This is a genomic window from Brevundimonas sp. (assembly GCF_036732845.1).
Lineage (GTDB): Bacteria > Pseudomonadota > Alphaproteobacteria > Caulobacterales > Caulobacteraceae > Brevundimonas.
In genome coordinates this window covers 12,243-36,956 of sequence record NZ_DAINBO010000007.1, presented here as the reverse complement: position 1 = coordinate 36,956, position 24,714 = coordinate 12,243, and the positions used below count along the sequence as shown (strand labels likewise).

The window sequence follows — 24,714 nt, the reverse complement described above, 5'->3', positions numbered from 1 at the left end:
GAAGGCTCCAGCCGTCAGCATGACCCACAGGGGTTAAGACAGGCTGAGGATTCGACGGGAACTGAGAATCACGATGTTCGTTAAGCCGCGTATCTCGCTGGGAGTGCCGTCCGATGCTCTTTCCGCTTAGCGTGCTGCAATCCGTCCTGGCCCTGTATGGGTTCGGAACCAAATCCCCCCGCCGTCGAACCGTCGCGCCGATGCTGATCGGCCGAGCCGCGCCGCCGCGTTATTCCTAGGCCCGCTTAGCCGCCGCGGAACAGCGACAGGATGATCTGCGGCGCCGAGTTGGCGATCGACAGGGCCTGGGCGCCGAGCTGCTGTTGCACCTGCAAGGCCTGAAGCCGCGCGCTTTCCTTGGCCAGGTCGGCGTCCACCAGGTTGCCGACACCCGATTCCAGCGTGTCCATCAGCTTGGAGACGAAGCTGTTGTGGGCCGTGATCTGCTTGGCCTGGGCGCCCAGCTCGCCCAGGGCGGCGTTCAACTGGGTGATGGAATCGTCCAGCTTGTTCAAGGCCGTGGTCGCGCCCGTCATGGTCAACAGGCTGTCGGACAACGACAGTTCGATGATCGAGCCGCCCAGCGTCAGATTCTTGCCCGACAGGGTCACGAAGGCCGAGGCGTCGGCGTTGGCCAGGAAGCGGATGCCGTTAGTCAGCGTGCCGTTCAGGATGTTGCCGCCGTCGAAGGCGGCGTTGTCCACGGCCGACTTGATGGCGCGCAGCAGGGCTTTGAAGTCGGCGTCCAGCAACTGGCGCGACTGGGTCTTCAGCGACTGATCCTTGGCCGCGACGACCTTTTCCTTCAACTGGTTCAGCAGGTCCGAGACCGACTCGCCCGCCGACAGAGCCACGTCCGCGATCGAAGTGGCGCGGTCCAGGCTCTGCTTCACCGCCGACAGGGCGCCGATGTCGGCGCGCTGACCCTGGGCGATGGCCCAGATGGCGGCGTTGTCCTTGGCTCCCTGGACCTTCAGGCCCGTGGAGACCCGGTTCTGGACATCGCCGAGACGCTCATTGGTCTTCGTCAGATTTTGCAGCGCGATGGCGGCGGCGGCGTTGGTGTGAACGCTGTTGGTCATTCGATTCTCGAAGCCCCAAGGGTCTGATTCCACATCAGCCTAAGGGGCGAGTCGTATGCGTATGGTTAACGGCGATTCACCACGTGCTTTAACCGCGCGGATCGCTCCTGCGCGGCGTCGAGGCTTGAAGCGGGTTTCAGCTCAGGCGGTGGTGTCGACCACCGCGCCGACGCTGTAGCGGCCCTCGTCCATCATGCGGACGACGTCTTCACGGGGCAGTTGGCGCACGACTTCGCCGGTGACGCGGTCGAGGGTCTTATAGACAAACGACCCCTTTTGGGGGCCTTCCTCGATCACCAGTCTGTAGCGAGCGGCGCGTTCCGCCTCCTGGGCCGCCGACGAGTGCCGGGCGTCGAAGCCGTCGCAGGCTCCTCCAGACCCGACCGCCGCGACCGCGACGGGTGCTATTTTCGGATTGGCATTCATGTCTCCAGCCGCCGGACCTTACCCGGCGTCTCCGGTTAAGAACGCTCGCGCGGGTCGGGCGGGGCGCGAGGCCCCGCCCTTCCGCGATCTGTTCCTTAGCGGAACAGGCCGAGCAGGATGGACGTCGAGGAGTTGGCGATCGACAGAGCCTGCACGCCCAGTTGCTGCTTGGTTTGCAGCGCCTGGAGGCGAGCGCTCTCCTTGGCCAGATCGGCGTCGACCAGGTTGCCGATGCCCGACTCGATGGTGTCCTGAAGCTTGCCCACGAAGCTGAGGTGGGTGCCCAGGGCCTTCGAACCGGTGCCCAGACGGGCCAGCGAAGCCGAGACGTTGTCGATCGAGGTGTTCACCGCCGTCAGTCGGGCCTGAGCCATCGTGCGGGTGGTGATCTGGGCCGTCGACGACAGGGTCACGACCGAACCCGACAGGGTCATGTTTTCGGCCGCGATGTCGATCGTGCTCGACCCGCCGGTGTTCGCCAGGGCCTTGAAGCCGGCAGTGCCGGAGATCACGGCCACGCCATTGAACTTGGCGTTCGAGACGGTCGAGGCGATCTGCTTGCGCATAGCCACGAAGTCTTCGTTCAGGGCGTTACGGGCGGCCGTGGTCAGCGACGCATCGGTCGCGGCCAGGGCTTTTTCCTTCATCTGCGACAGCAGATCGGAGACGGTCTCACCGGCGGCGATGCCGACATCCACGGCCGACTGGCCGCGTTGCAGGCTGTCCTTGACCGCGTTCAGGGCGCCCATCTCGGCGCGCTGACCTTGAGCGATGGCCCACACCGCGCCGTTGTCCTTGGCGGAGTTGACCTTCTTGCCGGTGTTGATGCGGTTTTGAACCGTGGCCAGTTCGTCGTTGGTCGACTGGAGGTTCTGCAGGGCGATCATAGCGCCCATGTTCGTGTTAACGCTGTTCAGCGCCATGGCACGTAGTCCTTCTTTCAAGGTGTCCGACGCCATTTTGGCTGCCGGGAGCATTTTGCTCGGCCCTCTCGCAGCAAGGAGCGGACCAGAGGCCGAAATTTCGCCGCATCGCCAAGTTACTGTTTTTACTGCGTTACCTTACCTTAACCACACCCCTCGCCCGGCAAAACCTGCCGGGCCGGGCAGAAACTGCCGGGCGCCGGGTCATTTCTGCCGGGCGGGACCGCCCCAGGCCCCCGCAAGCCAGGCGTCGATCGCCTTGCGCTCGGCCAGAAGCGTCTCGACAGCCAGCCGTCGGGCCGCGTCGCAGGCCGCGATCTGGGCGCCGCGCGCCGCATAGGCGGTCTCCAGGTCCCCCAGAGTCGGCTCAACCGGCAGGGTCGCCAGGGCGCAGGGCCGCGTCGACGGTTCGGGCAGGACCAGGCGCGGCGGCGCAGCCTTCGAGATCGGGGGCGAGGCGGCACAGGCCGCGGTCAAGGTCGTGCAGACGAGCAACACGAGCGGCGTCGAGGGGGTGATCGGCATCAGCGGCCTTCCTGGCTTCGGTCTGGGCCGCGACGGTCAGTGCGGTCACGGCCGTGGTCTGTCGGTGATGGGCGTCGAGACGGGCGCGCTGCCCGAACTCGGCCGCCTGTTCGATACGGCGGGCGTCGGCGTCGGCCTGGGCGACGGCCAGTTCGGCGCGGGTGCGCTCCAGCCGCTTTTCGCTCAGACGCAAGGGGTCCCAGCGGAAACCCAGCGCCCCCGCCGCCAGGACCAGGACGACCAGACCCGCCAGGCCCGCCGCCGCCCAGCCCCACGGCGTCAGGGCGTTCAGGATCGGCGCCCTCATGGGAACGCCCGCCGATCCAGCTCGAAATGCAGGCCGTCCTTCAGGCTTTTCCAATCGCCGCCCCAGATCAGGGCCACGCCGCGCTCGGCCGCCGCCGCCTTCATGGCTCCGGCGATGCGCGGATACAGCGGCCAGTCCCAGCGCAACCGCCCATCGACCAGGGCCGCCAGATCGACTGCATGGCCGGTGATGTGGCGGCTGTTCAACGTCCGGCTGGCCCCGGCGCGGACCAGGGCGGCCTGACGCGCCGGGCCGCGCAGCCCCTCGACGACCATGAAGTCCACCGGCGTCAGTTGGATCGCGCGCTTCACCACGCCGACCAGCGCCGGGTGCACGCCGTCCAGCCGCGCGTGTGACCGAGCCGAGAGGGCGAAGCTCATCGCCCGCCTCCCGCCGCCAGGCGCAGCCGCATCTCGGCCAGCAGGCTGACCAGTTGCTGGGCCGAGGGCGCGACCAGATACAGCACCATGGTGATCCCCAGCAGGATCATCAGTCCATGGGCCAGGACCGGCAGGGCCTCGACCGGGGCGCGGCCGACCGCCCAGGCCAACAGGCCCCAGGCCAGGCCGCTGACGGCATAGACATAGAGCCGCCGCCACAGCCATCGGGCCTCGGCCAGGGGAAGGGGTTCGGGTGCGCTCATTGATCATCCTCTTCATCAAAGCGGGGCGGTTCGCGTTCGCGGCCGCCGATTTCGACGCGGCAGTCGTCGGGGTTCAGTCGGCGGGGCGCGTCCCAGGTCTCGACGTCGGGCACGCGGTGGTCCGGGTTTCGGTCGACGGTCACGGCCGTCATCCGATCGCGGTCAGGATGACGACGCCGCCCGAACCGGCGCCGCCTGCGCCGAAGCCGGTCGCGCCCGCACCGCCGCCGCCGCCGCCCGCGCCGCGCCCGCCGCCCGCGCCCCCGGCGTGACCGGCCGAAATCGAGGCGCCGCCGCCTCCCCCGCCGCCGCCCGCACGTGACAGGTCGGGCATGGGCGAGACCGATCCGGCGGACCCGGCCGCGCCCGAACCGCCCGCACCGCCCGCCGCCGAGACGCGCAGCCCGGCCCCGGCCCCGCCCGACCCGCCCGCACGCGCCGTGTCCGAAGCGTCCAGACCGCCGCCGCCGCCGCCGCCGCCGGGCGCGGCCGAGGTCGTAGAGCCTGCACCGCCGCTGGCGACGGTCGAGGCCGCGCCGCCCGCGCCGCCCGATCCGTCTCCGGCCCCGCCCGCTCCGCCCAGACCCGAGACCGCGTCACCGCCCGCACCGCCCGCACCGCCGCGCGCCGTCAGGATGACCGTTCCGCCCAGGCTGAGGGTCGCATCGCCGCCGCCCGCGCCCGCGCCGCCCGCCGAGGTCCCGCCCGCGCCCCCCGCGCCGACGACCGCAACGACGCCGCCCGACAGGGCCGAGGCGGGCAGCCGCGCCTGGCTGATCCCGCCCGCGCCGCCGCCGCCGCCGCCGAAGCGCACGGTTCCGGCCGATCCTTGCGCACCGGCTCCGCCGCCGCCGCCCGCGCCGATCACCGTCGCCTCGACCCAGCAGGCCCAGGCGGGCGAGGTCCAGCCGCCGTCGGCGGTCAACACCGTGGTCTCGATGCGCGCGGCGCCCAGCGGAAAAGCGCAACGGCCGGTCTCCGCATCGACGGACAGGACGTCGACCCAGGTCGCGCCGTCGGGGCTGACCTTCAGCCTCAGATCGTCGTCGCCGATCAGACCGATCTCGGCCCGGCCGCTCCAGCCGCTTTGAAACAACAGCGACAGCACATCGCTTGCGCTCGACTTGTTGAAGGTGAAGCGCAGGTCCCCGTCGCCGCCCTCGCCCGGGCCGCGCGCCGCCCACAGGGCCTTGTTCAGCTTGACGGAGAAGGGGTTGGCCGCATCCGCCGTCGCGCCCAGGCCCAGGCGGCTCAGCCCCTGAATCTCGCCCAGGGTCTGGCCCAACGGCGCCCAGCCGCCGTCCAGCCGCATCACCACCGCCGGTTCGTCCAGCACCACGACGATCAGCCCGTCCGGCGTGGGCACGACGCTCCAGCCGCCGGCCTCGAACCGCATCAGCGTCCCCGCCGACTGGCCCGTCCAGGCCGCGCCGGTCGCGCCGACAGGCAGGATGTACAGGTCGCCGTCGTCGGGACCGCCGGGCTGGGCGGCCTGACCGCGGCTGATCACGGCGGTCTGTGTCAGGGCGTCGAGGCGGGTCAGGGCCTCGTTCAGGGTCACATGTTTCTGCATCTGCCCGGCCGCCAGATAGGGCAGCCCCAGGCGGGCGCTGTGGTCGTCGCTCACTGTCGATCTCCGTCGTTTGACGGAGATCAGCATCCAGCGCGCGCAAGCCCAGGCGCGTCGGCGTCTTCAGGCCTAGCGGAAGTCCTTAGAAATCAAGGCGGCGGGCCGTCAGGCGCGCACGGTTCACGGCGTTGGGCGCAACCCTCAGTCGTGCAGATAGACGATGCGGCGTTTCCCGGTGTCGCGCATGACGCCCAGATGGCGGTCGTGCTCGCCCGAAGCCTTGGCCTCGCGTTCGTCGGCCTCGACCCAGTGGGTGCTCTCGATGTCCTTTTGCAGGGCGCCGGCGGCCAAGGCGTGGCCCTGGAAGACGACGTCGAGCAGATCGGCCCCGAACGGAACGAACTCGCCCCCGGCCGTCAGCACGCTGTCGACGCCCAGATAGCCGATCATCCGCGCCAGGGTGGCGGGCGAGGCCTTGGCCTGTAAGCCCTGGATCAGAAGCCAGCCGCCCGCCCCGACGGTGTAGGCCGTGCCCACGATGGGCACGAAGGCCAAGAGGCCGTCCATGCCGATCTTGAACGGGCCGAACCCGACGGCGCGGTCGGACAGTTTCCGCACGCCCTCGACATTGGACCATATCTTCTCGATATCGCGGATGCTGCGCTTGGCCATGAGGTCTCCCGTTAACCGCCTGCGGTAACGCTTGATGGCGAGCAGCGTTCACCGAGAACACGTCCCATGTCCATCTTTCGTGTGTTTCTGACCCTGGCTTTCGTCGGCGCCGCCCTGGCCCTGGCGGTGATCGGGGCGGCGGCGTTCAGCGGAATCGGCCACCGCTGGGTGGACATATTGGCCCAGTTCCCGGCGCCCGCCTTCGCCTGCGCCGTCGTGCTGACCGTCCTGGCCCTGGTGCTGTCGATGCGGCGCGTCGCCTTGCTGAGCCTGGCCGTGGCCGGACTGCTGGCCGCCGCCGCCTGGTCCCAGTGGTTCCCGCCCCGCGCGCCGCCCGCGCCGAACAGTCCGGCGATGACCGTCTATTCCGCCAATCTGTGGGCCAGAAACCCGGATGTGGAGGCCCAGATCCGATCCGTGGCCGCGTCCCAGGCCGACATCGTCATGCTGGTCGAGGTCGGCGACGCCGTGACGCCGCATCTGGATCGGCTGCTGACGGGCCACCCGCATCGGCTGACGTCACGGGTCCATGACGGCGCCAACGGCCGCTCGCGCACCGTCATCGCCTCACGCTGGCCGCTGACCGAAACGCGGTTCAGCGATCCGGTCTGGGGGCTGGAAGGCGTCGTGGAGACGCCGCTGGGTCCGGTGCGCCTGATCGCCGCCCACATGACCCGGCCCTGGCCGTTCCGCTACCAGTGGGGCCAGTTGAGCCACGCCGAACGCCTGGCCCAGTTGAAGGGCGACGATGCGCGGCCCTTCATCCTGGCGGGGGATTTCAACAGCGTCTCGACCGCCCGTGTCGGCACGCTGATCAAGGATCTGAACGGCGCCTGGGCCGCGCCGGGATGGCCCGGCACCTGGCCGTCGTTTGTGCCCGGCGCGTTTCGGGTGACCATCGACCAGGTCTATTATTCGCCGCGCCTGGCCCTGACCTCGCGTCGCCTGGGCGCGCCGACCGGGTCGGACCACGCCCCGGTGATCACCGTCTTCAGCCGCGCGCGAGCCGCGCCAGACGCTGGGCATGGCCCGTCGTTGGAAAATCCGCCGCGATCCACGCCGCCTCGAACGCCTTGAGCAGGCGGCCGGTCTCGGGTCCCGGCGCGATCCCCAGGGCCGCGATCTCGCGCCCGCCGACGGGCAGGCGCGGCGGGGTCCAGTCCGTCGCCACGGCCCGCGCTTCACTCAAGGTCGTCGGATCGGCTCCCGCCGCCTGACGCCGCGCCAGCCGGTCCAGCACCACCCGGCCGCCCAGACGATAGACCGCCGCCCGCGCCTGAACCGCCGTGGAGACCGCCTGAACCGTCCCGTCGTCGACGGCGGCGGCCAGTCGGTCGCGCAGCGCGTTCGACAGCCGCAGCCGCGCCGCCGCCTCGCGCACGACATCGGCGTCGGCGGGCAGCAGGGCCGACAGGCGCAGGGCCGGATCGGGGCTGACATCGACCATGGTCTCGAACACCGACAGGCCGGCGTGGCCTGGAAGGACACGCGCCAACACCCCGGCCTCGGCCATGGACCGAACGGTCGGGCGCGGATCGTCGGCGGCCAACAATTTCAGCAGTTCGGTCGAAACCCGTTCCGCCGACAACCCCTCGACAAGTTCCGACAGGCGCGCGCAGGCCGCCAGCCCGTCCGCGTCCAGGTCGCCCCGGCCGAAATGCGCCTGGAAGCGGAAGAAGCGCAGGATGCGCAGGGCGTCCTCGCGGATGCGGGTCTCGGCCTCGCCGACGAAGACGATGCGGCCCGCCTTCGCATCCTCGATCCCACGGCCCGTCGGATCGAAGATCACACCGGATCGGTCGGCATAGAGGGCGTTCAGGCGGAAGTCGCGGCGCGCGGCGTCCTCGGCCCAGTCGTCGGTGAAGGCAACCACGGCGCGACGGCCGTCGGTCTCGACATCCCGGCGCAGGGTGGTGACCTCATAGGGGCGTTTGGACGAGACCACGGTGACGGTGCCGTGCTCCACCCCGGTCGGCACGGGCTTCAGCCCCGCCGCCGTGGCCGCCGCGATCACGCGGTCGGGCGTCAGCCGGGTGGCGATGTCGATGTCCAGCACCGGCTTGCCGACCAGCGCATTGCGCACACAGCCGCCGACGAAACGGGCGCAGTCGGGACCGCCCTGGATCTCCAGCGCGTCCATCACGGCCACGGTGCGCGGATCATTCAGCCAGTCGGTGGGCGGCAGGCGGTCGGTCATGCCGCGTCCTCGGTCTCGGCGGCCGCGTCGCCCGCGCCGTACAATCGCCCGTGCAAGGCCTTCAGCAGACCCGCCGTTACGCCCCAGATGTAGCGCTCGTTCCATGGCATGGCCCAGAAGAAGCGACGTACGCCGTTCATCTCCAGGTGGTCGCGGCGGTGGTTGGCCACGTCCATCAGGAAGTCCCAGGGCGTCTCGAACACCTCGGCCACCTCGTCCGGCGACGGCGCCAACATGACCGGCGGCGTGACCCAGCCGACCACCGGGGTGATCAGAAAGCCCGATCCGGTCTCATAGGCGTCGCCCAGCCCCAGCACCTCGACCGAGGCGGGCGCCAGGGCCACCTCTTCCCAGGCTTCGCGCAGGGCCGCCTGCACCGCCGTCTCGCCGGGATCGAGGTGACCGCCGGGAAAGGCGATCTGGCCCGTATGGCTGGTCAGGCTGTCGGCGCGACGGGTCAGCAGCACCGTGGCGCCGTCCGCATGGGCCATGACCGGCGCCAGGACGGCGGCGGGCCGCAGCGTGCGCCCGACCTGACGTAGGTCCGGGTTCAGATCATAGTCCGAGCGTGTCGGCGCGGGGTCCGGCGACCAGTCCGAAACCGGGCGCAGACGTTCGACCAGCCGGGCCTTCAGCGTTTCCAGGCTCACGCGGAGGTCTCCACGGCGCCCAGGTCGAAATCGACGCCGCCCGACGCCACGGTCAGCCGCCCGTCCCGCAGCCGCGCCGTCTCGACCAGTTCATAGAAGACCGGCCGCACGATCCGCGCCCACAGATCGGCCCGCACCCGCACGCGCGGCGCGGGTTCGCCGGTGGCCGGATCGGTCTCGACGACGATGGGAAACGCCGGTCCCGCCGTCGTACGATCGCCGACGTCGGTGAAGAAGATCAGGGCGTCGCCTTCGCGCTCCACGGCCACGGCGCGGAACGGCAGGTCCTGAACCGTGATCCTCAGCTTCTCGACCGGCGTGACCAGGTGATAGCCGTCCGGGTCCTTCCTCAGCACCGTCGAGAACAGCCGCACCAGTTCGGCCCTGCCGATGGGACTGCCTTCGTGCATCCACACGCCGTCGGCGCGGATGACGATGTCAATGTCGCCGCAATGGGCCGGATTCCACAGATGCACCGGCGGCAGACCGCGCTCGGCGCGCGCCGCCTGGGCCACGCCGGCCAGTCCTGTCGTGGAGGGCGCATCGGTCATGGGTCCAGACCTAGACCCGCCCGCGCCTGGGCGAAAGCCGTCAGACGACGGCGCGCGTCATTCCCGTCGGCGCCTGGGCCGCGACCGGCAGCCACAGGACCCGCCGAGGATCGACCGGTCCCGGCATGCGCGCGTCCGGCGCGGCCTGGAAGCCGAAGCGTGAGAAATAGGGCGGATCGCCGACCAGCAGCACCCCGGCCGTTCCCGCCCTCTTCGCATGATCGACGCAGGCCGCCACCAGATCAGCGCCCAGGCCCGCGCGACGGCTGGCGGCGTCCACGGCGATGGGACCCAGGAACAGGGCCGGGGTCTCGCCCACCATGACCCGCCACAACCACACCGAACCGACGATGCGGCCGCCCTCACGGACGACGAAGCCCGCCTCGATCCCGGCCTGTTCGCGCAGCCGCTCGGCCGTCTTGGCGAAGCGGCCCGGCCCGAAGGCGGCCAGCACCAGGGCCTCCACGGCCGAGGCGTCGGCGGGAGTTTCGGCTTGCACGGCCGAATTCGACAGGGGGGCGGGGGCGTTCGACATTGAGCGCGCGCCGATAGGGCCGTTGCGCGTGCGGATCAACCGGCTTTTGAAAAGTCCGGCGCGCGTTTCTGGGTGAAGGCCATGAAGGCCTCCATGGCCTCGGGACTCTTCATCTGGCCGCCGAAGGCCTCGCCTTCCCTCTGCATGATGGCCCACAGGGCCTCGGCGTCGCGCATCAGGGCCTTGGTCTTGCGGATGGAGTTGGGCGCCCGCGCCGCGACCTGGGCGGCCAGATCGGCGGCGGCGGCCTCGACCTGATCGGCGGGCACGCAGCGGTTAGCCAGGCCCCAGGCGTGAGCGGTTCTGCCGTCCAGCGGCTGGCCCAGGGCGAACAGTTCAAAGGCGCGCTGATGGCCCAGCGTCAGCGGCAGCAGCAGGCTGGACGCGGCCTCAGGGGCCAGGGCCAGATTGACGAAGGGCACGGACAACAGCGCGTCCTCGGCCACCACCACCAGGTCGCAATGCAGCAGCAGGGTCAGGCCGATGCCGACGGCGCGGCCTTTCACGGCGGCGACGACGGGCCGGTCCAGATCGGCCAGGGCCTTCAGGAAACGGAACACCGGCATGTCGGTCGGGCCTTGGCCCTGTGACCCCAGGGCGATGAAGTCGCCGATGTCGTTGCCGGCCGAAAAGCTGTCGCCCTCGGCCCGGAACAGCAGCACCCGCACGGCGTCGTCGGTGCGCGCCCGCTCGGCCGCCTCGGCCAGCGCGGCGTACATGGCCTGGGTGATGGCGTTCTTCTTGTCGGGCCGGTTCAGCGTCACCGTCAGGACGCCGTTCTCCAGCCGGGTTTCGATCTCGCTCATTGCGTCATCTCCGTTTGGGCCGACCACCAGACCACGCCCTCGGCGTCGATCCGGCTGACCGCCTGTCCCTTGTCATTCAGATAGTTCAGATGCGCCAGCGCCTCGCCGGTCGCCATGCCCAGCACGCCGTCGCCGACGGGGCGGGCGAACAGGGCCGAAAAAACGTCGACGGCCCGGCTGGGCGTCTTCAACGTGCGCCGCAGTCGCTTCAGCGCCACCTCATGACCCCGCGTCAGAGCGTCCAGCCGCGCATGGACGCCGGTGAACGGCTCGCCGTGCGAAGGCAGGACCAAGAGGTCGTCCGGCAACAGGGCGCGCAGCTTGGCCAGCGACGCCATCCAGTCGCCCAGGGGATCGGCGCCCGGCTCCGTCGGCCAGATCGAGATGTTGGACGATATCTTGGGCAGGATCTGGTCGCCCGAGATGAAGACCCCGTCCGCCTCGCGCCACAGGCACAGATGCTCGGGGCTGTGGCCGTCGCCGACGACGACGCGCCAGTCCGCCCCGTTGATGCTCAGACAATCGCCCTCGCGGACACGATCATAGGCCGTCGGCAGGGGCGCGACGGCCTTGCCGAACATGCCGTAGCCGGAACGCCAACGCGCGATCTGCTCCGTCGTCCAGCCCGCGCGATGATAGAAGACGGCGCCCGCTTCCGGCGCCGGTCCCGTATCGGCGACCAGCATCCGCCCCGTGACGTACTCCAGCCGCGACATCAGCAGGGGCGCGTCGAATTGTTCGCACAGCCAACCCGCCAGGCCGATGTGGTCCGGGTGCATGTGGGTGCACAGGACGCGCGTCACCGGCCGTCCGGCCAGGGGGCCCGCCAGCGCCGCCTCCCAAGCCTGGATCGAGGCGGGCGTGCGCAGGCCGGTGTCCACGACCATCCAGCCGTCCCCGTCGGCCAAGGCCCAGACGTTGATATGGTCCAGCGTCATCGGCAACGGCAGACGCAACCACAGAACCCCGGCCGCGACCTCGATCGCCGCGCCCGGCGCGGGCGGATCGCCGAAGGGATAGGTCAGGCCCCGCGTCGGGGAGGTCGGCGCGCCGTCGGCCAAGTGCGTCTCCAATCGAAACTGATCCGACATAAGCCGATCTCCCATCGGCGTCTAGGCCGCCGTGTCCAGCCTCAGCCGCATCTCGGCCTTGACCCCGCCCCCGGCTGGAGCCAAGGCTGCGCGCGGATTTTCCGCCCAGGAGCTGACTGTCGTGTTCAAGACCCCTCTCGCCGCCCTTTGCAGCGCCGCGCTGATCTGCGTCGGCGTCACCTCCCCCGGTTTCGCCCAGACCACCTCCAGCGGTTCGACCGTTCGCGGCTCCTCCACGGCGGCGCAAACACAACAGAATCGCGAAACCAGCCGCTCCAACCGTGAAGCGGCCGAAAGCCAGGGCCGCATCCGCACGCCGCGCCGCCAGCGTCAGGCCGCGCCCGCCGATCCGGCCGTCGTCATGGCCGAGGCCCAGGCCGTGCTGACCGCCGCGGGCGACAACTGCACCCCCACCGAGGCCGCCTTCATGGGCCAGGACGACCAGCATCAGAAGGTCTATGAGGTCGTCTGCGCCGCCGGCACCGGTCCCGGCTACATCATGGTCGCCAAGACGCCCCCGGCCGCGCCGGAACTGTTGGACTGCGTGCTGCTGGCCGGTCAGGCCGAACGCGCCCGCGCGGCCAATCCGGCGGCCGAGGCCGACACCTGCAAACTGCCGGGCAATCAGAACCCGCTGGGCATCATCACCGGCTACGCCCAGGCGGCGGGCATCACCTGCACGATCGATCAGGGCATGTCGATCGGCCGCAACGCCGGCAAGGACGTCTATGAAATCGGCTGCAACGGCGCCGACGGCTATTGGGTCGAGCGTGACGACAACGGCGCCTGGACCAAGACCGAGTGCACCATCATCACGGCCCAGAACGCCAACTGCCGCTTCACCACCACCGGCGAGATCGCGGCCAGCTTCAAGACCCGTCTGGCCGGCACCGCCGCCGACGACTGCGACGTGACCCAGGTCCGCTTCATGGGCGCCAACAACAACGGCCGCTTCTACGAGGCCAAATGCGCCGCCGAGGGCGTGGGCTACATCGCCCGCACCAACGGCGAAGGCGCCGTGCAACAGGTCTATGCCTGCGCCACGGCCGCCCGCATCGGCGGCGGCTGCACCCTGACCACCGCCGCCCCGGCCGCGGCCAACGAATAAGGTCTCCGACCTTCATCGACGACGGCCCGGCGGGACCCCTCGCCGGGCCGTTTTCGTTTTGATCTAGACTTTCGCGGCGCCGGTCTTAGCGTCCCGGCGATGCGCATCGCCACCTGGAACGTCAACTCCGTCAACGCCCGCCTGCCCACGGTGCTGGCATGGCTGGAGACCGCCCGACCCGACGTGGCCTGCCTGCAGGAAATCAAATGCATCGACGAGAAATTCCCGCGCGAGGCCATGGAGTCGCTGGGCTACAACGTCGAGGTCCACGGGCAGAAGACCTATAACGGCGTCGCCATCCTGTCGAAGCATCGCCTGTCGGACGTGCGGCGCGGCCTGCCGGGAACCGACGATTCGGGCGTCGAAGCGGACGGAGAGCAGGCGCGCTATCTGGAAGCCGTGATCGAGGCGCCCCGCCCCATCCGCGTCGCGGCCATCTACCTGCCCAACGGCAATCCCGTCGGCACGGCCAAGTTCGACTACAAGCTGTCGTGGTTCCGCCGCCTGCACGACCACGCCCGCGACCTGCTGACATTGGAAGAGCCGCTGGCCCTGTGCGGCGACTACAACGTCATTCCCGAACCACAGGACGCCCGGAACCCCGAGGCCTGGACCGGCGACGCCCTGTTCCAGCCCGAGAGCCGCGCCGCCCTGCGCGCCCTGAAGTGGCTGGGCCTGGCCGACGCCTCGGAACTGGGGAACCAGCCGCCGGGGACCTTCACCTTCTGGGACTATCAGGCCGGGGCCTGGCAGAGGGATCACGGCATCCGCATCGACTTCGCCCTGTTGTCGCCCCAGGCCGCCGACCGGTTCCGAGGGATCGAGACCCATCGCGACGCCCGCGACATGGACAAGCCCAGCGACCACGTGCCGGTGGTCGTCGACATCGATCTGGGCGACTGAGCCGTGGGCGAGGCGTTCCGCACCGTTCTGCTGATCGCCCTGGCGGCGGCCGCCCTGACCACCTGCGCCCTGGCCCTGGCCTGGTGGATGGAGCCGGAACGCCGGCTGCGTCGCGCCATGCTGAAATCTCTCGGCCACGTCGCCGACGCCGAGGCCTACGCCCCGGCCGAGGGCAAGGCCGCCGCGCTGGATTTCGACGGCGGCCAGATGGCGGTGCTGTGGTCGCGCGGCGCACACGGCCTGGTCTATGACTTCGCCGAGGTCGAGGGCGGCGAGATCATCGTCGACGGCTGCGTCGTCGCCCGCATCCGGCGCGGCGAGCAGAGAAAGGCCCTGGACGTCATGGCCCCCGAGGCCGAACAGGTGGTGCTGCGGCTAATGTTCGCGGACGCCCGTCACCCGGAGTTCGAGCTGGGCCTGTGGAACGCCGCCACGCCCGGCCACGCGGGTTCGCCGCAGGAGGCGCTGCGCCTGGGTCGACGCTGGCTGTCGCACATCGAGGCGCTGTTGAAGGCCTGAGCGGGGGGAGCTAGAAGCCCCGCCTGACTCCCCACCGTGTGTTCTTACTCAGGAGGCCGTCTTGGCCCGCCTTTTCGACGCCTATGTCGTCGCCGATTGGACCGCCGCCGAAGGCAAGAAGCTCGGCGATAATTCGCTGTGGATCGGCGTGGCCAAGCGCGACGTGCGCTTCCGCCTGTATTCCGAGACCCACAACGTCGCCACCCGCGCCGAGGGCGAGGCCCTGCTGGCGTCGATCCTGGCCGACCACAGGAAGCGCGGCGATCGGGTGCTGGTCGGCTTCGACTTCAACCTGGGCTATCCGACGGGCACGGCGGCGCGGCTGGGGCTGGAGGGTTCGCCGTGGCGCGCCTTGTGGTCCTTCATCGACAAGAACGTCGTCGACAAGCCGGACAACACCAACAACCGCTATCAGGTGGCGGCCAAGATGAACCGGTTGATGACCGGCGAGGCCTGGCCTCTGTGGGGCGCCCCGGCCAGCCAGGCCCAGCGCTGGCTGACCACCACCAAGCCGCCCGAGGGCGCAGGCGCCGACATCCCCGAATTCCGCGTCACCGAGAACGCCGCCCGCAAGGGCAAGCTCCAGCCCAAGAGCGTCTGGCAGATGCACGGCGCCGGGGCCGTCGGCGGCCAGACCCTGGTTGGCGTTCCGGTGGTGATGCGCCTGCTGGAGAAGATGGGACCGTCCGGCGCCGTCTGGCCGTTCGGCACGGGCTGGCGTGCGCTGGGCGCCGACGATGTGGAGCCTCTGTCGGCCCTGGTCGTCGAGGTCTGGCCGTCGCTGTTCGGCGCCAAGCCCCAGGCCGGAGAATTCAAGGACCAGGCCCAGGTGCGGGTCACCGCTGAGGCCCTGGCGGCGATGGACGACGCCGGAACCCTGGGCAAGGCGTTCGCTCCCCCGAAGTCGGCGACGCCCGACCTGATCGAAAAGGTCGAGAGCGAAGAGGGCTGGATCCTGGGGGTGTGACTTTGCCTTCTCCCCTTGAGGGAGAAGGTGGGCGCTGAAGGCGCTCGGATGAGGGGGCTGTGTCAGACACGCTGACCGGCTGACGTCCAGGACGGATCAGGCCTACCCCTCATCCGTCTCGCTCCGCGAGCCACCTTCTCCCCCAAGGGGAGAAGGCTACCCTTCTTGCGCCTCGTCCCGTTCCAAGGCCCGCCAGCCGATGTCCGAGCGGTGGAAACCGCCGGGCCAGTCGATCTTCTTGATGGCGGCATAGGCGCGTTCGCGGGCCTGCTGGATGTCGTCGCCCCGGGCGCAGACGTTCAGCACCCGCCCCCCGGCCGCGACCAACTGGCCGTCCTCGCGCTTCCTGGTCCCCGCATGGAAGACCTGGACGTCCGGGCCGAAATCCTGTGACGCGCCACGGATGATCGAGCCTTCCAACGGGCTGTCGGGATAGCCCTTGGCCGCCAGGACCACGCAGATCACCGTCTGCGGATGGAACTCCAGCGGCGGCAGGGCGGAGACGTCGCCGCACGCGCAGGCCAGCAGATAGGGCGTGATGTCGCCCGCGATCCGCATCATCAGCACCTGGCATTCCGGGTCGCCGAAGCGGGCGTTGAACTCGACCACCTTGGGACCGTCCTCGGTCGCCATCAACCCGGCGTACAGCACGCCGCGATAGGGCATGCCCTCGGCCGCCATGGCGCGGATGGTCGGTTGGACGATGCGTTCGTCGGCCTGCTCCACCAGGTCCGGCGTGAAGACCGGCGCCGGCGAATAGGCGCCCATGCCGCCGGTATTGGGTCCCAGGTCACCGTCATAGGCGCGCTTGTGGTCCTGGGCGCCGCCCAGCAGCACGGCCCGCTGACCGTCGCACAGGGCGAACAGCGAGCCTTCCTCCCCGGCCATGAATTCCTCGATCACCACCCGCGCCCCGGCCGCGCCGAACCGGCCGCCCAGCATCCGCTCGATCTCGGCCTCGGCGTCGGCGCGATCGGGACTGATGGCCACGCCCTTGCCCGCCGCCAGGCCGTCGGCCTTGATCACATAGGGGGGCTTGAACACGTCCAGCGCCGCCCGCGCGTCCTTCAGCCGTTCATAGACGCCGTAGCCCGCCGTCGGGATGTCATGGCGTTCCAGGAAATTCTTGGAGAAGGCCTTGGACGTCTCCAGTTGGGCGGCCTTGGCCGTGGGTCCGAAACAGGGGATGCCCGCCGCGGCCAGTCGGTCGGCGAGACCCTTTTCCAGCGCCGATTCCGGCCCGACCACGACCAGATCCGCCTTGATCTCGCGCGCCAGGGCCGCCAGGCCGTCGGCGTCGACAGCCTTGACGTCGCGCAACTCCGCCAGCGCCTCCATGCCCGGGTTGCCGGGCGCGCAGACCAGCCGTTTGCACAACGGCGACTGCGCGATCTTCCACGCCAGGGCGTGTTCGCGCCCGCCCGATCCGACCAGCAGGATGTTCATGGCCGCGCAATGGCCTTCGCGGGTCGGCGGGTCAAGGCAGGAAAGGGGTGAACAGAACCTTGGCGCGGCGCTCCGACCGTTTCGCGGCGCGGCGACCTGCTCTAGGCTGCGGCCATGAGCGACGACTCCTACGTCTTCGAGGGCGAGGCCCCGGCCGCCCCGGCGCGCGACAACAATCCGCCCCAGACCGTTTCCGAGCTGTCGTTCGCCCTGAAGCGCACGCTGGAGGACCGGTTCGGCCACGTCCGGCTGCGGGGCGAGATCAGCAAGGTCAACCGCCACGCCTCGGGCCACGTCTATCTGACCCTGAAGGACGACAAGGCGGCCATCGACGGCGTGGTCTGGAAAGGCTCGACGCGCGGCCTGGGGGTCCAGCCCGAGACCGGGCTGGAGGTCATCGTCACCGGCAAGATCACCAGCTACCCCGCGCGGTCCAGCTATCAGATCGTCATCGAGACCATGGAGGCGGCGGGCGCGGGCGCCCTGCTGGCCCAGCTTGAACGGCTGAAGAGCAAACTGCGCGACGAGGGTCTGTTCGAGACGGCGCGCAAGCGGCCGATCCCGGCCTTCCCCTCCGTGATCGGCGTGATCACCAGCCCGACCGGCGCGGTGATCCGCGACATCCTGCACCGCATCGCCGAGCGCTGGCCTTGCCGGGTCGTCGTCTGGCCCGTCGTGGTTCAGGGCGATGCGGCGGCGGGCCAGGTCGCGGCGGCGGTGCGCGGGTTCGACGCCCTGTCGGCCGACGGTCCCCTGCCTCGGCCCGACGTGATCATCGTGGCGCGCGGCGGCGGCTCGGTCGAGGACCTGTGGGCGTTCAACGACGAGACGCTGGCCCGCACCGTGGCCGCGGCGGCCACGCCGATCATCTCGGCCGTGGGGCACGAGACCGACACCACCCTGATCGACTTCGTCTCGGATCGGCGCGCGCCGACGCCGACCGGGGCGGCCGAGATGGCGACGCCGGTTCTGGCTGATCTGAGATACGCCGTCGCTGAGTTGTCGGGACGCCTGGCGCGGGCGGGCGGGCGGCTGGTCGAGGATCGCCGCACCCGTCTGCGCGCCGCCGCGCGCGGCCTGCCCGCCCGGCCCGAGGACCTGCTGGCCCTGCCGCAACAACGGCTGGACCTGGCCGGGAGCAGGCTGTTTTCGGCCCTACAGCTCAACACCATCCGGCATGGTCAGGCACTGGCGCGGACGACCGGGCGGCTGAACCGCAACCTGCTGGACCACGCGATCCAGCGGCGCGGCGACCGGCTGGAGGCCCTGTCGCATCGTCTGGGCCGCTGGCCGCAGAGGATCGAGCGCGACGGCGAACGTCTGGCCGCCCTGGCGCGGGCCTTGTCCAACCTGGACCCCGCCAAGCCCAAGCCGGGCTTCGCCCGTGTCGAGGACGCCGACGGCCGCTGGATCGCCCAGGCGGCGGGCCTGACGGCCGGTCAGACGGTCAATCTGGTCTTCCCCGACGGCGCACGCGGCGCGCGGATCGACGGCGACGGCGACAGCCCGGCGCCGCGCAAGCTGCGTCCGACGCCGAAACCCAAGCCGGCCGCGCCGGGACAGGGCGACCTGTTCTGACCGCGCCTTCTCTCCCAAGGGGCGCTCACCGGTTCGTCATCTCCCGTCAGACGCGCAGGGCTTGGCGCGGTTCGCGCGGCCCGGCTATCGTGGGTTCATGAACGATGTGACCACTCCCGGCCAGGCGACCGTCCACTTCGGCGACGGCGAGTTCGCGGTGCTGAAGCCCGGCCGTTATGTCACCTGCGCCGTGACGGAAAAGCCGATCCCGCTGGAGATCCTGCGCTATTGGAGTTCCGAACGGCAGGAGGCCTATCACGGCCCGCTGGAGGCGCTCAGCCGCATGGGACCGATCGATTGAACCCCGCGCGCCGCCATCTGCTGATCGGCGGCGCCGCCAGCCTGGTCGGCGGCGGCGTCCTGGCGCAAGAGACGCCCGGCCTGGTCCTGAACGGCGAATGGCGCCAGGGCGGCTTCGCCTTCGGCCGCACCTGGCCCCGCGCCCTGGTCTTCGTGGATGGAGAAGCCCTGACCGCCGCTTCCGACGCAGGCCTGTTCGTGGTCGGTTTTGATCGCGACGCGCCCGGCTCGGCCCAGATCGAGGCGCGCGGCCCGAACGGCCAGACGGCGCGCCGGACGCTGGACATCGCGCCCGGACGGTTTCCCTCGACGACGGTCAACGGCCTGCCGCCCTCGACGGTCGAACCGACCGATCCCGAACTCTTGGCCCGCATCCAGCGAGAGGTGCTGGCCAAGACCGAGGCCTTCACCAGCCGGGTCGCGGGCGACGATTTCCGCGACGGCTTCGACTGGCCCCTGGCCAGCTATCGCGTGACCAGCCAGTGGGGCAGCCAAAGGGTGCTGAACGGCACGCCGGCGCGCCCGCACTACGGCGTCGATCTGGCGGCGCCCCAGGGTTCGATCATCCGCGCGCCCGCCGACGGCCGCGTCGCCATGGCCCAGACAGGCATGCATTTCGAGGGCGGCCTGACTTTGATCGACCACGGACAAGGCCTGATCACCGCCTATCTGCACCAGTCCCGCATCGACGTGACGGCCGGTCAGCGCGTGTCGCGGGGCCAGGCCATTGGCCGCGTCGGCATGACCGGACGGGCCACGGGTCCGCATCTGTGCTGGCGCATGAAGTGGCGGGACCGAAACCTGAACCCAGCCCTGATGGTCGGCAGGCGAGCACCGGAAACCGTTTACAATCAACCCTGAATACGAATCGGTCACAGTCCGCTAACCATTGCCGCGCTAAGTTCAGAAATCACCGGTCGAGAAATCGGCGTTCCTATTTTTACGGCCCTGCATGGCGTCTCTCGAATCCGTTCACGTCTTGCTGGTGGACGACAACCAGCACATGCGGGCCATCACCTCCGCGATCCTGCAGTCGGCCGGAATCCGCAAGGTGCGCGAGGCGCATGACGGCGCGGCGGCGCTGGAGGCCCTGCGCGACCATCCGGTCGATCTGGCCATCGTCGATTTCAACATGTTCCCGCTGGACGGGGTCGAGTTCACGCGCCTGGTCCGCAACAGCCCCGACAGCGCCAACCCCTATCTGCCGATCATCATGATGACCGGCCACTCGGAAAAAAGCCGGGTCCAAGAGGCGCGCGACGCCGGCGTCACCGAGTTCGTGGTCAAGCCGATCACCGCCCGGGCCATCCTGGAACGGATGCAGGCCGTGATCCTGCGCCCCCGCGCCTATGTGAAGGCCGACAGCTATTTCGGACCCGACCGCCGCCGCCAGAATCCGGTCAACTACAAAGGCCCGTTCCGTCGCGCCACGGATCAGAAGCGCGAGGATTCCAGCGCCGCATAGACGGCGTCGGGCCACCGCCTGTGCACCCAGAACCAGTCGACGGGATGTTCGCGCACGCGATCCTCGACGAAGGTCGTCACGGCCTGAACGCCGCGCGCGATGTCGGCCGACTTGTCGCCTGACGGCGTGATCGTGATCGGCTCATGCACCGTCAGGCGGAACCGCACCCCCGGCAGGCGCGTCACCGACAGGGGCTGAAGCACCGTGCCGAAGCGCAGGGCCAGGCGGCTGGGTCCAGGCGCGGCGTTCACCGGCTGGCCGAAGAAGGTCACTTCCGGCCCTTCGGAAAACTTCTGATCGTTCATCAGGGCCACCGATTCGCCGCGCTGCATCCCGGCCAGCAGTTCGCGCGCACCGTCGCCGCCCTTGGGCGCGAACAGCTTGACCCCATAGCGCGCCCGGTTCTCGCGGATCATGGCGTCGACATAGGGGTTGTTCGTGGCGCGATAGGTGATTTGGCACGGCACGCCCGCCGCCAGGATCACCGCCGGCATCAGCTCGAAATTGGCCAGGTGGCCCGAGACGAAGACTACCGGACGCCCGCTGTCGCGGATGGCCTCCAGCCGCTCGGCGCCGACGATCTCGATCCGGCCCGAGGCGGGCGTCAGCCGGTCCATCATGGTCAGTTCGGCGAAGGTGCGGCCGGTCTGGTCCCACTGATCGGCGGCCAGCCGTTCACGGTCGGCGTCGCTCATCTCGGGGAAGGCGATGCGCAGGTTGCGCATGACCGTGCGCTGGGTGCCCGTCTTCGGTCCCAGGGTCCGCAACAGCCAACCGCCGAATGCCGAGGCCCGCTCGACGCCCAGGGCGCGCAGGCCCGCAATCAGCAGGGCGAAGCCCGCCGCCTCCAGCCGCCAGGCCAGCGTCTGGCCCAGGCCGGGCCGATCACCAGGCAATGGTGATCCCGCCGTCGACGACCAGGGTCTGACCGGTCATGTAGGACGAGGCCGGAGCCGCCAGATAGACGGCCGCGCCCGCGATTTCGTCCGGCTGGCCGATGCGTTTCAGCGGCGCGGGTCCGGTCACCTCCTTCAGCAGGGCCGGGTTCTCCCACAGGTATTTGGCGAAGTCGGTCTGGACCAGGCCGGGCGCGATGCAGTTGACCCGCACGTTCGACGGTCCCCACTCCACGGCCAGGTTGCGCGCCAACTGCATGTCTGCGGCCTTGGAGATGTTGTAGGCGCCGATCAGGGCGTTGCCGCGCAAGCCCCCGATCGACGAGACGATGATGACCGACCCGTCCTTGCGCTCCAGCATCTGGGGCGCGGCCATCTGGATCAGCCAGTGGTTGGAGACGACGTTGTTCTGAAGGATCTTGTCGAACTGCTCGTCGGCGATGCCCGCCATCGGCCCGGCGTAGGGATTGCTGGCGGCGTTGCAGACCAGGATGTCGATCCGCCCCCAGGCGGCCATCGTCTCATCGACCAGCCGTCGCAGATCGTCCTTGGAGGCGATGTTGGCCGGAACGGCGATGGCGCGGCCCTCGCCGTATTTGGCGTTGATGGCGGCGGCGGCCTCATCGCAAGGTCCGGCCTTGCGTGACGAGATGACCACGCGGGCGCCGTGCTCGGCCATCCGCTCGGCGATCGCCAGCCCGATGCCGCGCGAGGAACCGGTGATGACGGCGACCTTGCCGCTGAGATCGAACAATTCCATGCGTTTTCCCGCCCTTTCGTCATCCGGCGCACTAGCCCTGCGTCCCTGATACCCCGATACTCGGCCGATTCCATCCGGGAAGGCGGTCGATCCGTTCCCATGCGCAACATCACCTCGGCGTTTCTGGCGTTCGCCTATCTGTTCCTGGCCATGACGGTCGGGACCTTCATCTGGCGTGCCGGTTTCGGCGCCGGGGCGGGCGCGGCCGGGGCGGTCGGCGCCCTGGGCCTGTTCGCCGCCGTCCACGGCCTGATCTCCCAGATGTCCGACCGTCGGTCCCTGAAGAAGGAAATCGACCAGGTCCGCGAGGCGCACCGTCTGCTGGCCGATGCGCTTGAGGAGACGCAAGGCGCCCTCAGCGACCTGGCCCAGGCTATCGAAAGCGGCGCCCTGAACCGCAATGAGGAGCTGTCGGGCGAGGTGCGGATGCTGGAAGGCCTGGTCCAGCAGATGACCGAGACGCTGGAGGATCGGTTCAAGGCCGGTCCCGTCGCCGTGGCCGATCCGGTCGAGGCGCGCCGCCAGCAGCAGTCCACCGCCCTGCTCCAGGTCGTGCACGAGGCGCTGAGCCAGAACCGCGTCGATCTGTATCTCCAGCCGGTGGTCTCCCTGCCCCAGCGGCGGACCATCTTCTACGAAAGCTTCACCCGCCTGCGCGACGCCTCGGATCGGGTGATGATGCCGGCCGAATATCTGTCGGTCGCGGAGGGCGAGGGCCTGGCGCCGGTGATCGACAACCTGTTGCTGTTCCGCTGCGCCCAGATCGTACGGCGCCTGGCGCGTCAGGATCGCAAGGTCGGCGTCTTCTGCAACATCGCCCTGACCAGCCTGGGCGACGAGACCTTCTTCCCGCAGTTCCTCGATTTCCTGAACGAGAACCGCGACCTGAACCAGGCCCTGATCTTTGAACTGGGCCAGGCCACCTTCGATGCGCGCGGGGCGGTCGAGGCGCGCAACATGGCCAAGCTGGCCGACCTGGGCTTCCGCTTCTCGATCGACAAGGTCCAGACGCTGGACGTCGACTTCGCCGACCTGCAACGCTCGGACGTGAAATTCATGAAGGTCGCCGCCGACCTGATGATCGAGCAGCTTCTGGATCTGGACGGGGCCGCCCCGCTGCGGTCCATGCCCGATATCCAGGCCGCCGATTTCGCCGCCCTGACCCGTCGCTACGGCATCGAACTGATCGCCGAAAAGGTCGAGAACGAGCGTCAGGTGGTCGACATCCTGGAACTGGACGTCGCCGCCGGCCAAGGCCACCTGTTCGGAGAGCCGCGCGCCATCAAGGAACAGGTGCTGGCCGAGACCGACCCGCCGCCGGACTTCCTGCGGTCGACCCTGCGCAGCGCCGAACAGCGCCGCCGTTTCGGCTGAGACCGGCCTGTCGTGACCGAGGCTCGGACCTGCGGCGCCTGCACCCTGTGCTGCAAGACCATGCTGATCGAGGCGCTGGACAAGCCCATCGGCCAGTGGTGCGTCCATTGCGACATCGGCAAGGGCTGCAAGACCTATGAGACCCGCCCCCAGGCCTGCCGCACCTTCCGCTGCGGCTGGCTGCAAGATCCGTCCATGCCCGATTCCCTGCGGCCCGACCGGTCCAAGGTGATCCTGGACCTGGGTCCCGACGGGCGGTTGATGGCGCGCTGCGACGCCTCAAACCCCACCGCCTGGAAGAAGGAGCCGTTGTACAGTCGGCTCAAGGCCTGGTCGCGCGTGGGCTGGGCGCGAGGCGACACCGTCTATGCCGTCGCCTTCCCCCGCGTCTGGCTGATCGCCCCGGATGAGGACATCGACCTGGGCGCGCCGCCCGCCGACGCCCGCTTTCACATCAGCCGAGGGCCGGACGGCAAGGTGAAGGTGGCCGTGCTGCCGCCCGCCTGATAGTCCCTGGCGCCTCTCCCCCGGCGTTCGAGACCCGATCCTCATGAGCCTGCCCCACGCCCTGCCCCATCTGTCCGACGTCGCCGACGCCTATGACGTGCTGCTGTGCGACGTCTGGGGGGTGATCCACAACGGCCGCGAGGCCTGGCCCGGCCCGTGCGAGGCCCTGGCGCGGTTCAATGCGCGCGGCGGCACGGTGGTGCTGATCTCCAACTCGCCGCGCCCAGCCGACGGCGTGGTCGCCCAGATGGACGCCCTGGGCGTGCCGCGTGAGGCGTGGAAGACGGTGGTCACCTCGGGCGACGCGACCCGCGCCGAGCTAAGCCGCCGCGCGCCCGGCCCGGCCTGGATCATCGGCCCGGATCGCGACGAGGCTCTGTACAACGGCGTCGGCCTGATCCGCGCGGCGGGCGCCGACGATGCGGCCTTCATCTCGGTCACCGGTCCCGAGGATGACGAGACCGAGACGCCCGAAGACTATCGTCAACGATTGATCCCCGCCGCTGCGCGCGATCTGGAGATGATCTGCGCCAACCCGGATCGGGTGGTCCAGCGCGGCGACCGGCTGATCTATTGCGGCGGCGCCCTGGCCGATCTGTACGAAAGCCTGGGCGGACGGGTGACGATGGCGGGCAAGCCGTTCGGCCCGATCTACGACCTGGCCGTCGATGCGGCCGAGGCCCTGCGCGGCGGCCCGATCGACCGATCGCGCATCCTGTGCATCGGCGACGGCGTGGTGACCGACGTCATGGGCGCCAACCGCCAGGGGCTGGATTGCCTGTTCATCGCCCAGGGCATCCACGGCGACCAGGCGCGTGGTCCCGACGGCGCCCTGGACCCCGCCCGCGCCTTCGACCTGCTGAAGGCCGAGACGACCTATGCGCGCTACGCGGCGCTGGACCTGGGCTGGTGA

General features: G+C 69.8%; 31 protein-coding genes. 13 read left to right on the top strand and 18 right to left on the bottom strand.

The window, feature by feature from the left end; genetic code table 11:
- Positions 1 to 113 precede the first annotated feature (113 nt).
- The gene (locus tag V7D63_RS04130; protein ID WP_333590991.1) at positions 114 to 239 is read left to right on the top strand and encodes a hypothetical protein; all 126 of its coding nucleotides are present in this window, start codon (positions 114 to 116) and stop codon (positions 237 to 239) included.
- 6 nt (positions 240 to 245) lie between these two features.
- On the opposite strand, the gene V7D63_RS04125 is transcribed toward V7D63_RS04130, so the two are convergent.
- From V7D63_RS04125 to V7D63_RS04085, 9 genes are all read right to left on the bottom strand, one after another.
- Positions 246 to 1,082: a flagellin gene (locus V7D63_RS04125; protein ID WP_333590990.1), complete on the bottom strand. Its 837-nt coding sequence runs from the start codon at positions 1,080 to 1,082 to the stop codon at positions 246 to 248.
- Between the two features lie 141 nt (positions 1,083 to 1,223).
- Positions 1,224 to 1,508, bottom strand: coding sequence for a flagellar protein FlaG (locus tag V7D63_RS04120; protein WP_333590989.1), 285 nt, complete (start codon positions 1,506 to 1,508; stop codon positions 1,224 to 1,226).
- Between the two features lie 95 nt (positions 1,509 to 1,603).
- Positions 1,604 to 2,431: a flagellin gene (locus V7D63_RS04115; protein WP_333590988.1), complete on the bottom strand. Its 828-nt coding sequence runs from the start codon at positions 2,429 to 2,431 to the stop codon at positions 1,604 to 1,606.
- 367 nt (positions 2,432 to 2,798) lie between these two features.
- On the bottom strand, positions 2,799 to 3,263 hold the full coding sequence (locus tag V7D63_RS04110; RefSeq protein ID WP_333590987.1) for a hypothetical protein: 465 nt from the start codon (positions 3,261 to 3,263) through the stop codon (positions 2,799 to 2,801).
- Positions 3,260 to 3,643 carry a M15 family metallopeptidase gene (locus tag V7D63_RS04105; RefSeq protein WP_333590986.1) on the bottom strand — a complete coding sequence of 128 codons (384 nt, stop codon included), beginning with the start codon at positions 3,641 to 3,643 and terminating at the stop codon, positions 3,260 to 3,262. The genes V7D63_RS04110 and V7D63_RS04105 overlap by 4 nt, the downstream gene beginning before the upstream one ends.
- Positions 3,640 to 3,906 carry a hypothetical protein gene (locus V7D63_RS04100; protein WP_333590985.1) on the bottom strand — a complete coding sequence of 89 codons (267 nt, stop codon included), beginning with the start codon at positions 3,904 to 3,906 and terminating at the stop codon, positions 3,640 to 3,642. Before V7D63_RS04100 ends, V7D63_RS04105 begins: the two co-directional genes overlap by 4 nt.
- Positions 3,903 to 4,049 (bottom strand): hypothetical protein, encoded by a 147-nt coding sequence (locus V7D63_RS04095; protein WP_333590984.1) that lies wholly within the window; start codon positions 4,047 to 4,049, stop codon positions 3,903 to 3,905. The genes V7D63_RS04100 and V7D63_RS04095 overlap by 4 nt, the downstream gene beginning before the upstream one ends.
- 5 nt (positions 4,050 to 4,054) lie before the next feature.
- Entirely contained in the window at positions 4,055 to 5,533 is a 1,479-nt protein-coding gene (locus V7D63_RS04090) for a DUF2793 domain-containing protein (RefSeq protein WP_333590983.1), read from the bottom strand.
- A gap of 144 nt (positions 5,534 to 5,677) precedes the next feature.
- Positions 5,678 to 6,148, bottom strand: coding sequence for a DUF4112 domain-containing protein (locus V7D63_RS04085; protein WP_333590982.1), 471 nt, complete (start codon positions 6,146 to 6,148; stop codon positions 5,678 to 5,680).
- 66 nt (positions 6,149 to 6,214) lie between these two features.
- On the opposite strand from V7D63_RS04085, the gene V7D63_RS04080 reads away from it, so the two are divergent.
- Entirely contained in the window at positions 6,215 to 7,225 is a 1,011-nt protein-coding gene (locus V7D63_RS04080) for an endonuclease/exonuclease/phosphatase family protein (protein ID WP_333590981.1), read from the top strand.
- Here the strand turns inward: V7D63_RS04080 and V7D63_RS04075 are convergent.
- Genes V7D63_RS04075 through V7D63_RS04050 form a run of 6 tightly spaced genes read right to left on the bottom strand, consistent with a single transcriptional unit; the run spans position 7,140 to position 11,948 of the window.
- Positions 7,140 to 8,345, bottom strand: a complete 1,206-nt coding sequence (locus tag V7D63_RS04075) for a CCA tRNA nucleotidyltransferase (protein WP_333590980.1) — start codon at positions 8,343 to 8,345, stop codon at positions 7,140 to 7,142. The genes V7D63_RS04080 and V7D63_RS04075 overlap by 86 nt on opposite strands.
- On the bottom strand, positions 8,342 to 8,995 hold the full coding sequence (locus V7D63_RS04070) for a CoA pyrophosphatase (RefSeq protein ID WP_333590979.1): 654 nt from the start codon (positions 8,993 to 8,995) through the stop codon (positions 8,342 to 8,344). Before V7D63_RS04070 ends, V7D63_RS04075 begins: the two co-directional genes overlap by 4 nt.
- Complete coding sequence (locus tag V7D63_RS04065; RefSeq protein WP_333590978.1) at positions 8,992 to 9,546, bottom strand: DUF1285 domain-containing protein; 555 nt, start codon at positions 9,544 to 9,546, stop codon at positions 8,992 to 8,994. Before V7D63_RS04065 ends, V7D63_RS04070 begins: the two co-directional genes overlap by 4 nt.
- A gap of 40 nt (positions 9,547 to 9,586) precedes the next feature.
- A complete protein-coding gene (locus tag V7D63_RS04060) occupies positions 9,587 to 10,081 on the bottom strand; it encodes a GNAT family N-acetyltransferase (protein WP_333590977.1) in 495 nt (164 codons plus the stop codon).
- A gap of 35 nt (positions 10,082 to 10,116) precedes the next feature.
- Positions 10,117 to 10,887 (bottom strand): enoyl-CoA hydratase, encoded by a 771-nt coding sequence (locus V7D63_RS04055; RefSeq protein WP_333590976.1) that lies wholly within the window; start codon positions 10,885 to 10,887, stop codon positions 10,117 to 10,119.
- Positions 10,884 to 11,948 (bottom strand): MBL fold metallo-hydrolase, encoded by a 1,065-nt coding sequence (locus tag V7D63_RS04050; RefSeq protein WP_333590975.1) that lies wholly within the window; start codon positions 11,946 to 11,948, stop codon positions 10,884 to 10,886. Before V7D63_RS04050 ends, V7D63_RS04055 begins: the two co-directional genes overlap by 4 nt.
- 151 nt (positions 11,949 to 12,099) lie before the next feature.
- Here V7D63_RS04050 and V7D63_RS04045 point away from each other — a divergent pair, with 151 nt between their 5' ends.
- The 4 genes from V7D63_RS04045 to V7D63_RS04030 all read left to right on the top strand — a co-directional run bounded on the left by V7D63_RS04045 (position 12,100) and on the right by V7D63_RS04030 (position 15,475).
- A complete protein-coding gene (locus V7D63_RS04045; protein WP_333590974.1) occupies positions 12,100 to 13,086 on the top strand; it encodes a hypothetical protein in 987 nt (328 codons plus the stop codon).
- Between the two features lie 99 nt (positions 13,087 to 13,185).
- Positions 13,186 to 13,989, top strand: coding sequence for an exodeoxyribonuclease III (locus V7D63_RS04040; protein WP_333590973.1), 804 nt, complete (start codon positions 13,186 to 13,188; stop codon positions 13,987 to 13,989).
- Between the two features lie 3 nt (positions 13,990 to 13,992).
- Positions 13,993 to 14,508: a hypothetical protein gene (locus V7D63_RS04035; protein ID WP_333590972.1), complete on the top strand. Its 516-nt coding sequence runs from the start codon at positions 13,993 to 13,995 to the stop codon at positions 14,506 to 14,508.
- A 61-nt stretch (positions 14,509 to 14,569) separates the two neighbouring features.
- Complete coding sequence (locus V7D63_RS04030) at positions 14,570 to 15,475, top strand: cobalamin biosynthesis protein CbiG (protein WP_333590971.1); 906 nt, start codon at positions 14,570 to 14,572, stop codon at positions 15,473 to 15,475.
- A 156-nt stretch (positions 15,476 to 15,631) separates the two neighbouring features.
- On the opposite strand, the gene purD is transcribed toward V7D63_RS04030, so the two are convergent.
- Positions 15,632 to 16,921, bottom strand: a complete 1,290-nt coding sequence (gene purD, locus V7D63_RS04025) for a phosphoribosylamine--glycine ligase (protein WP_333590970.1) — start codon at positions 16,919 to 16,921, stop codon at positions 15,632 to 15,634.
- A 114-nt stretch (positions 16,922 to 17,035) separates the two neighbouring features.
- On the opposite strand from purD, the gene xseA reads away from it, so the two are divergent.
- The 4 genes from xseA to V7D63_RS04005 all read left to right on the top strand — a co-directional run bounded on the left by xseA (position 17,036) and on the right by V7D63_RS04005 (position 20,264).
- Complete coding sequence (gene xseA, locus V7D63_RS04020) at positions 17,036 to 18,499, top strand: exodeoxyribonuclease VII large subunit (RefSeq protein WP_333590969.1); 1,464 nt, start codon at positions 17,036 to 17,038, stop codon at positions 18,497 to 18,499.
- Positions 18,500 to 18,596: 97 nt separating this feature from the next.
- The gene (locus V7D63_RS04015) at positions 18,597 to 18,800 is read left to right on the top strand and encodes a DUF2093 domain-containing protein (protein WP_333590968.1); all 204 of its coding nucleotides are present in this window, start codon (positions 18,597 to 18,599) and stop codon (positions 18,798 to 18,800) included.
- On the top strand, positions 18,797 to 19,660 hold the full coding sequence (locus tag V7D63_RS04010) for a M23 family metallopeptidase (RefSeq protein ID WP_333590967.1): 864 nt from the start codon (positions 18,797 to 18,799) through the stop codon (positions 19,658 to 19,660). Before V7D63_RS04015 ends, V7D63_RS04010 begins: the two co-directional genes overlap by 4 nt.
- A 91-nt stretch (positions 19,661 to 19,751) precedes the next feature.
- Positions 19,752 to 20,264 (top strand): response regulator, encoded by a 513-nt coding sequence (locus V7D63_RS04005; protein WP_333590966.1) that lies wholly within the window; start codon positions 19,752 to 19,754, stop codon positions 20,262 to 20,264.
- Here the strand turns inward: V7D63_RS04005 and V7D63_RS04000 are convergent.
- Together V7D63_RS04000 and V7D63_RS03995 are read right to left on the bottom strand one after the other, a co-directional pair.
- Positions 20,234 to 21,160: a lysophospholipid acyltransferase family protein gene (locus V7D63_RS04000; protein WP_333590965.1), complete on the bottom strand. Its 927-nt coding sequence runs from the start codon at positions 21,158 to 21,160 to the stop codon at positions 20,234 to 20,236. The genes V7D63_RS04005 and V7D63_RS04000 overlap by 31 nt on opposite strands.
- On the bottom strand, positions 21,150 to 21,920 hold the full coding sequence (locus tag V7D63_RS03995) for an SDR family NAD(P)-dependent oxidoreductase (protein ID WP_333590964.1): 771 nt from the start codon (positions 21,918 to 21,920) through the stop codon (positions 21,150 to 21,152). The genes V7D63_RS04000 and V7D63_RS03995 overlap by 11 nt, the downstream gene beginning before the upstream one ends.
- A gap of 99 nt (positions 21,921 to 22,019) precedes the next feature.
- Here V7D63_RS03995 and tipF point away from each other — a divergent pair, with 99 nt between their 5' ends.
- The 3 genes from tipF to V7D63_RS03980 are packed head-to-tail and all read left to right on the top strand — an operon-like array spanning position 22,020 to position 24,714.
- Positions 22,020 to 23,294 (top strand): flagella assembly cyclic-di-GMP phosphodiesterase TipF, encoded by a 1,275-nt coding sequence (gene tipF / locus V7D63_RS03990; protein WP_333590963.1) that lies wholly within the window; start codon positions 22,020 to 22,022, stop codon positions 23,292 to 23,294.
- 12 nt (positions 23,295 to 23,306) lie between these two features.
- Positions 23,307 to 23,801 (top strand): YkgJ family cysteine cluster protein, encoded by a 495-nt coding sequence (locus V7D63_RS03985; RefSeq protein ID WP_333590962.1) that lies wholly within the window; start codon positions 23,307 to 23,309, stop codon positions 23,799 to 23,801.
- 43 nt (positions 23,802 to 23,844) lie between these two features.
- Positions 23,845 to 24,714: a TIGR01459 family HAD-type hydrolase gene (locus V7D63_RS03980; RefSeq protein ID WP_333590961.1), complete on the top strand. Its 870-nt coding sequence runs from the start codon at positions 23,845 to 23,847 to the stop codon at positions 24,712 to 24,714.

Coding starts and splice junctions, on each gene's coding strand:
- V7D63_RS04065 (WP_333590978.1), bottom strand. CDS start 9,546: ATGACCGATGCGCCCTCCACGACAGGACTGGCCGGCGTGGCCCAGGCG.
- V7D63_RS04110 (WP_333590987.1), bottom strand. CDS start 3,263: ATGAGGGCGCCGATCCTGAACGCCCTGACGCCGTGGGGCTGGGCGGCG.
- purD (WP_333590970.1), bottom strand. CDS start 16,921: ATGAACATCCTGCTGGTCGGATCGGGCGGGCGCGAACACGCCCTGGCG.
- V7D63_RS04060 (WP_333590977.1), bottom strand. CDS start 10,081: ATGTCGAACGCCCCCGCCCCCCTGTCGAATTCGGCCGTGCAAGCCGAA.
- V7D63_RS04105 (WP_333590986.1), bottom strand. CDS start 3,643: ATGAGCTTCGCCCTCTCGGCTCGGTCACACGCGCGGCTGGACGGCGTG.
- V7D63_RS04120 (WP_333590989.1), bottom strand. CDS start 1,508: ATGAATGCCAATCCGAAAATAGCACCCGTCGCGGTCGCGGCGGTCGGG.
- V7D63_RS04055 (WP_333590976.1), bottom strand. CDS start 10,887: ATGAGCGAGATCGAAACCCGGCTGGAGAACGGCGTCCTGACGGTGACG.
- V7D63_RS04015 (WP_333590968.1), top strand. CDS start 18,597: ATGAACGATGTGACCACTCCCGGCCAGGCGACCGTCCACTTCGGCGAC.
- V7D63_RS04040 (WP_333590973.1), top strand. CDS start 13,186: ATGCGCATCGCCACCTGGAACGTCAACTCCGTCAACGCCCGCCTGCCC.
- V7D63_RS04130 (WP_333590991.1), top strand. CDS start 114: ATGCTCTTTCCGCTTAGCGTGCTGCAATCCGTCCTGGCCCTGTATGGG.
- V7D63_RS04075 (WP_333590980.1), bottom strand. CDS start 8,345: ATGACCGACCGCCTGCCGCCCACCGACTGGCTGAATGATCCGCGCACC.
- V7D63_RS04115 (WP_333590988.1), bottom strand. CDS start 2,431: ATGGCGCTGAACAGCGTTAACACGAACATGGGCGCTATGATCGCCCTG.
- tipF (WP_333590963.1), top strand. CDS start 22,020: ATGCGCAACATCACCTCGGCGTTTCTGGCGTTCGCCTATCTGTTCCTG.
- V7D63_RS04125 (WP_333590990.1), bottom strand. CDS start 1,082: ATGACCAACAGCGTTCACACCAACGCCGCCGCCGCCATCGCGCTGCAA.
- V7D63_RS03980 (WP_333590961.1), top strand. CDS start 23,845: ATGAGCCTGCCCCACGCCCTGCCCCATCTGTCCGACGTCGCCGACGCC.
- V7D63_RS04100 (WP_333590985.1), bottom strand. CDS start 3,906: ATGAGCGCACCCGAACCCCTTCCCCTGGCCGAGGCCCGATGGCTGTGG.
- xseA (WP_333590969.1), top strand. CDS start 17,036: ATGAGCGACGACTCCTACGTCTTCGAGGGCGAGGCCCCGGCCGCCCCG.
- V7D63_RS03995 (WP_333590964.1), bottom strand. CDS start 21,920: ATGGAATTGTTCGATCTCAGCGGCAAGGTCGCCGTCATCACCGGTTCC.
- V7D63_RS04005 (WP_333590966.1), top strand. CDS start 19,752: ATGGCGTCTCTCGAATCCGTTCACGTCTTGCTGGTGGACGACAACCAG.
- V7D63_RS04080 (WP_333590981.1), top strand. CDS start 6,215: ATGTCCATCTTTCGTGTGTTTCTGACCCTGGCTTTCGTCGGCGCCGCC.
- V7D63_RS04085 (WP_333590982.1), bottom strand. CDS start 6,148: ATGGCCAAGCGCAGCATCCGCGATATCGAGAAGATATGGTCCAATGTC.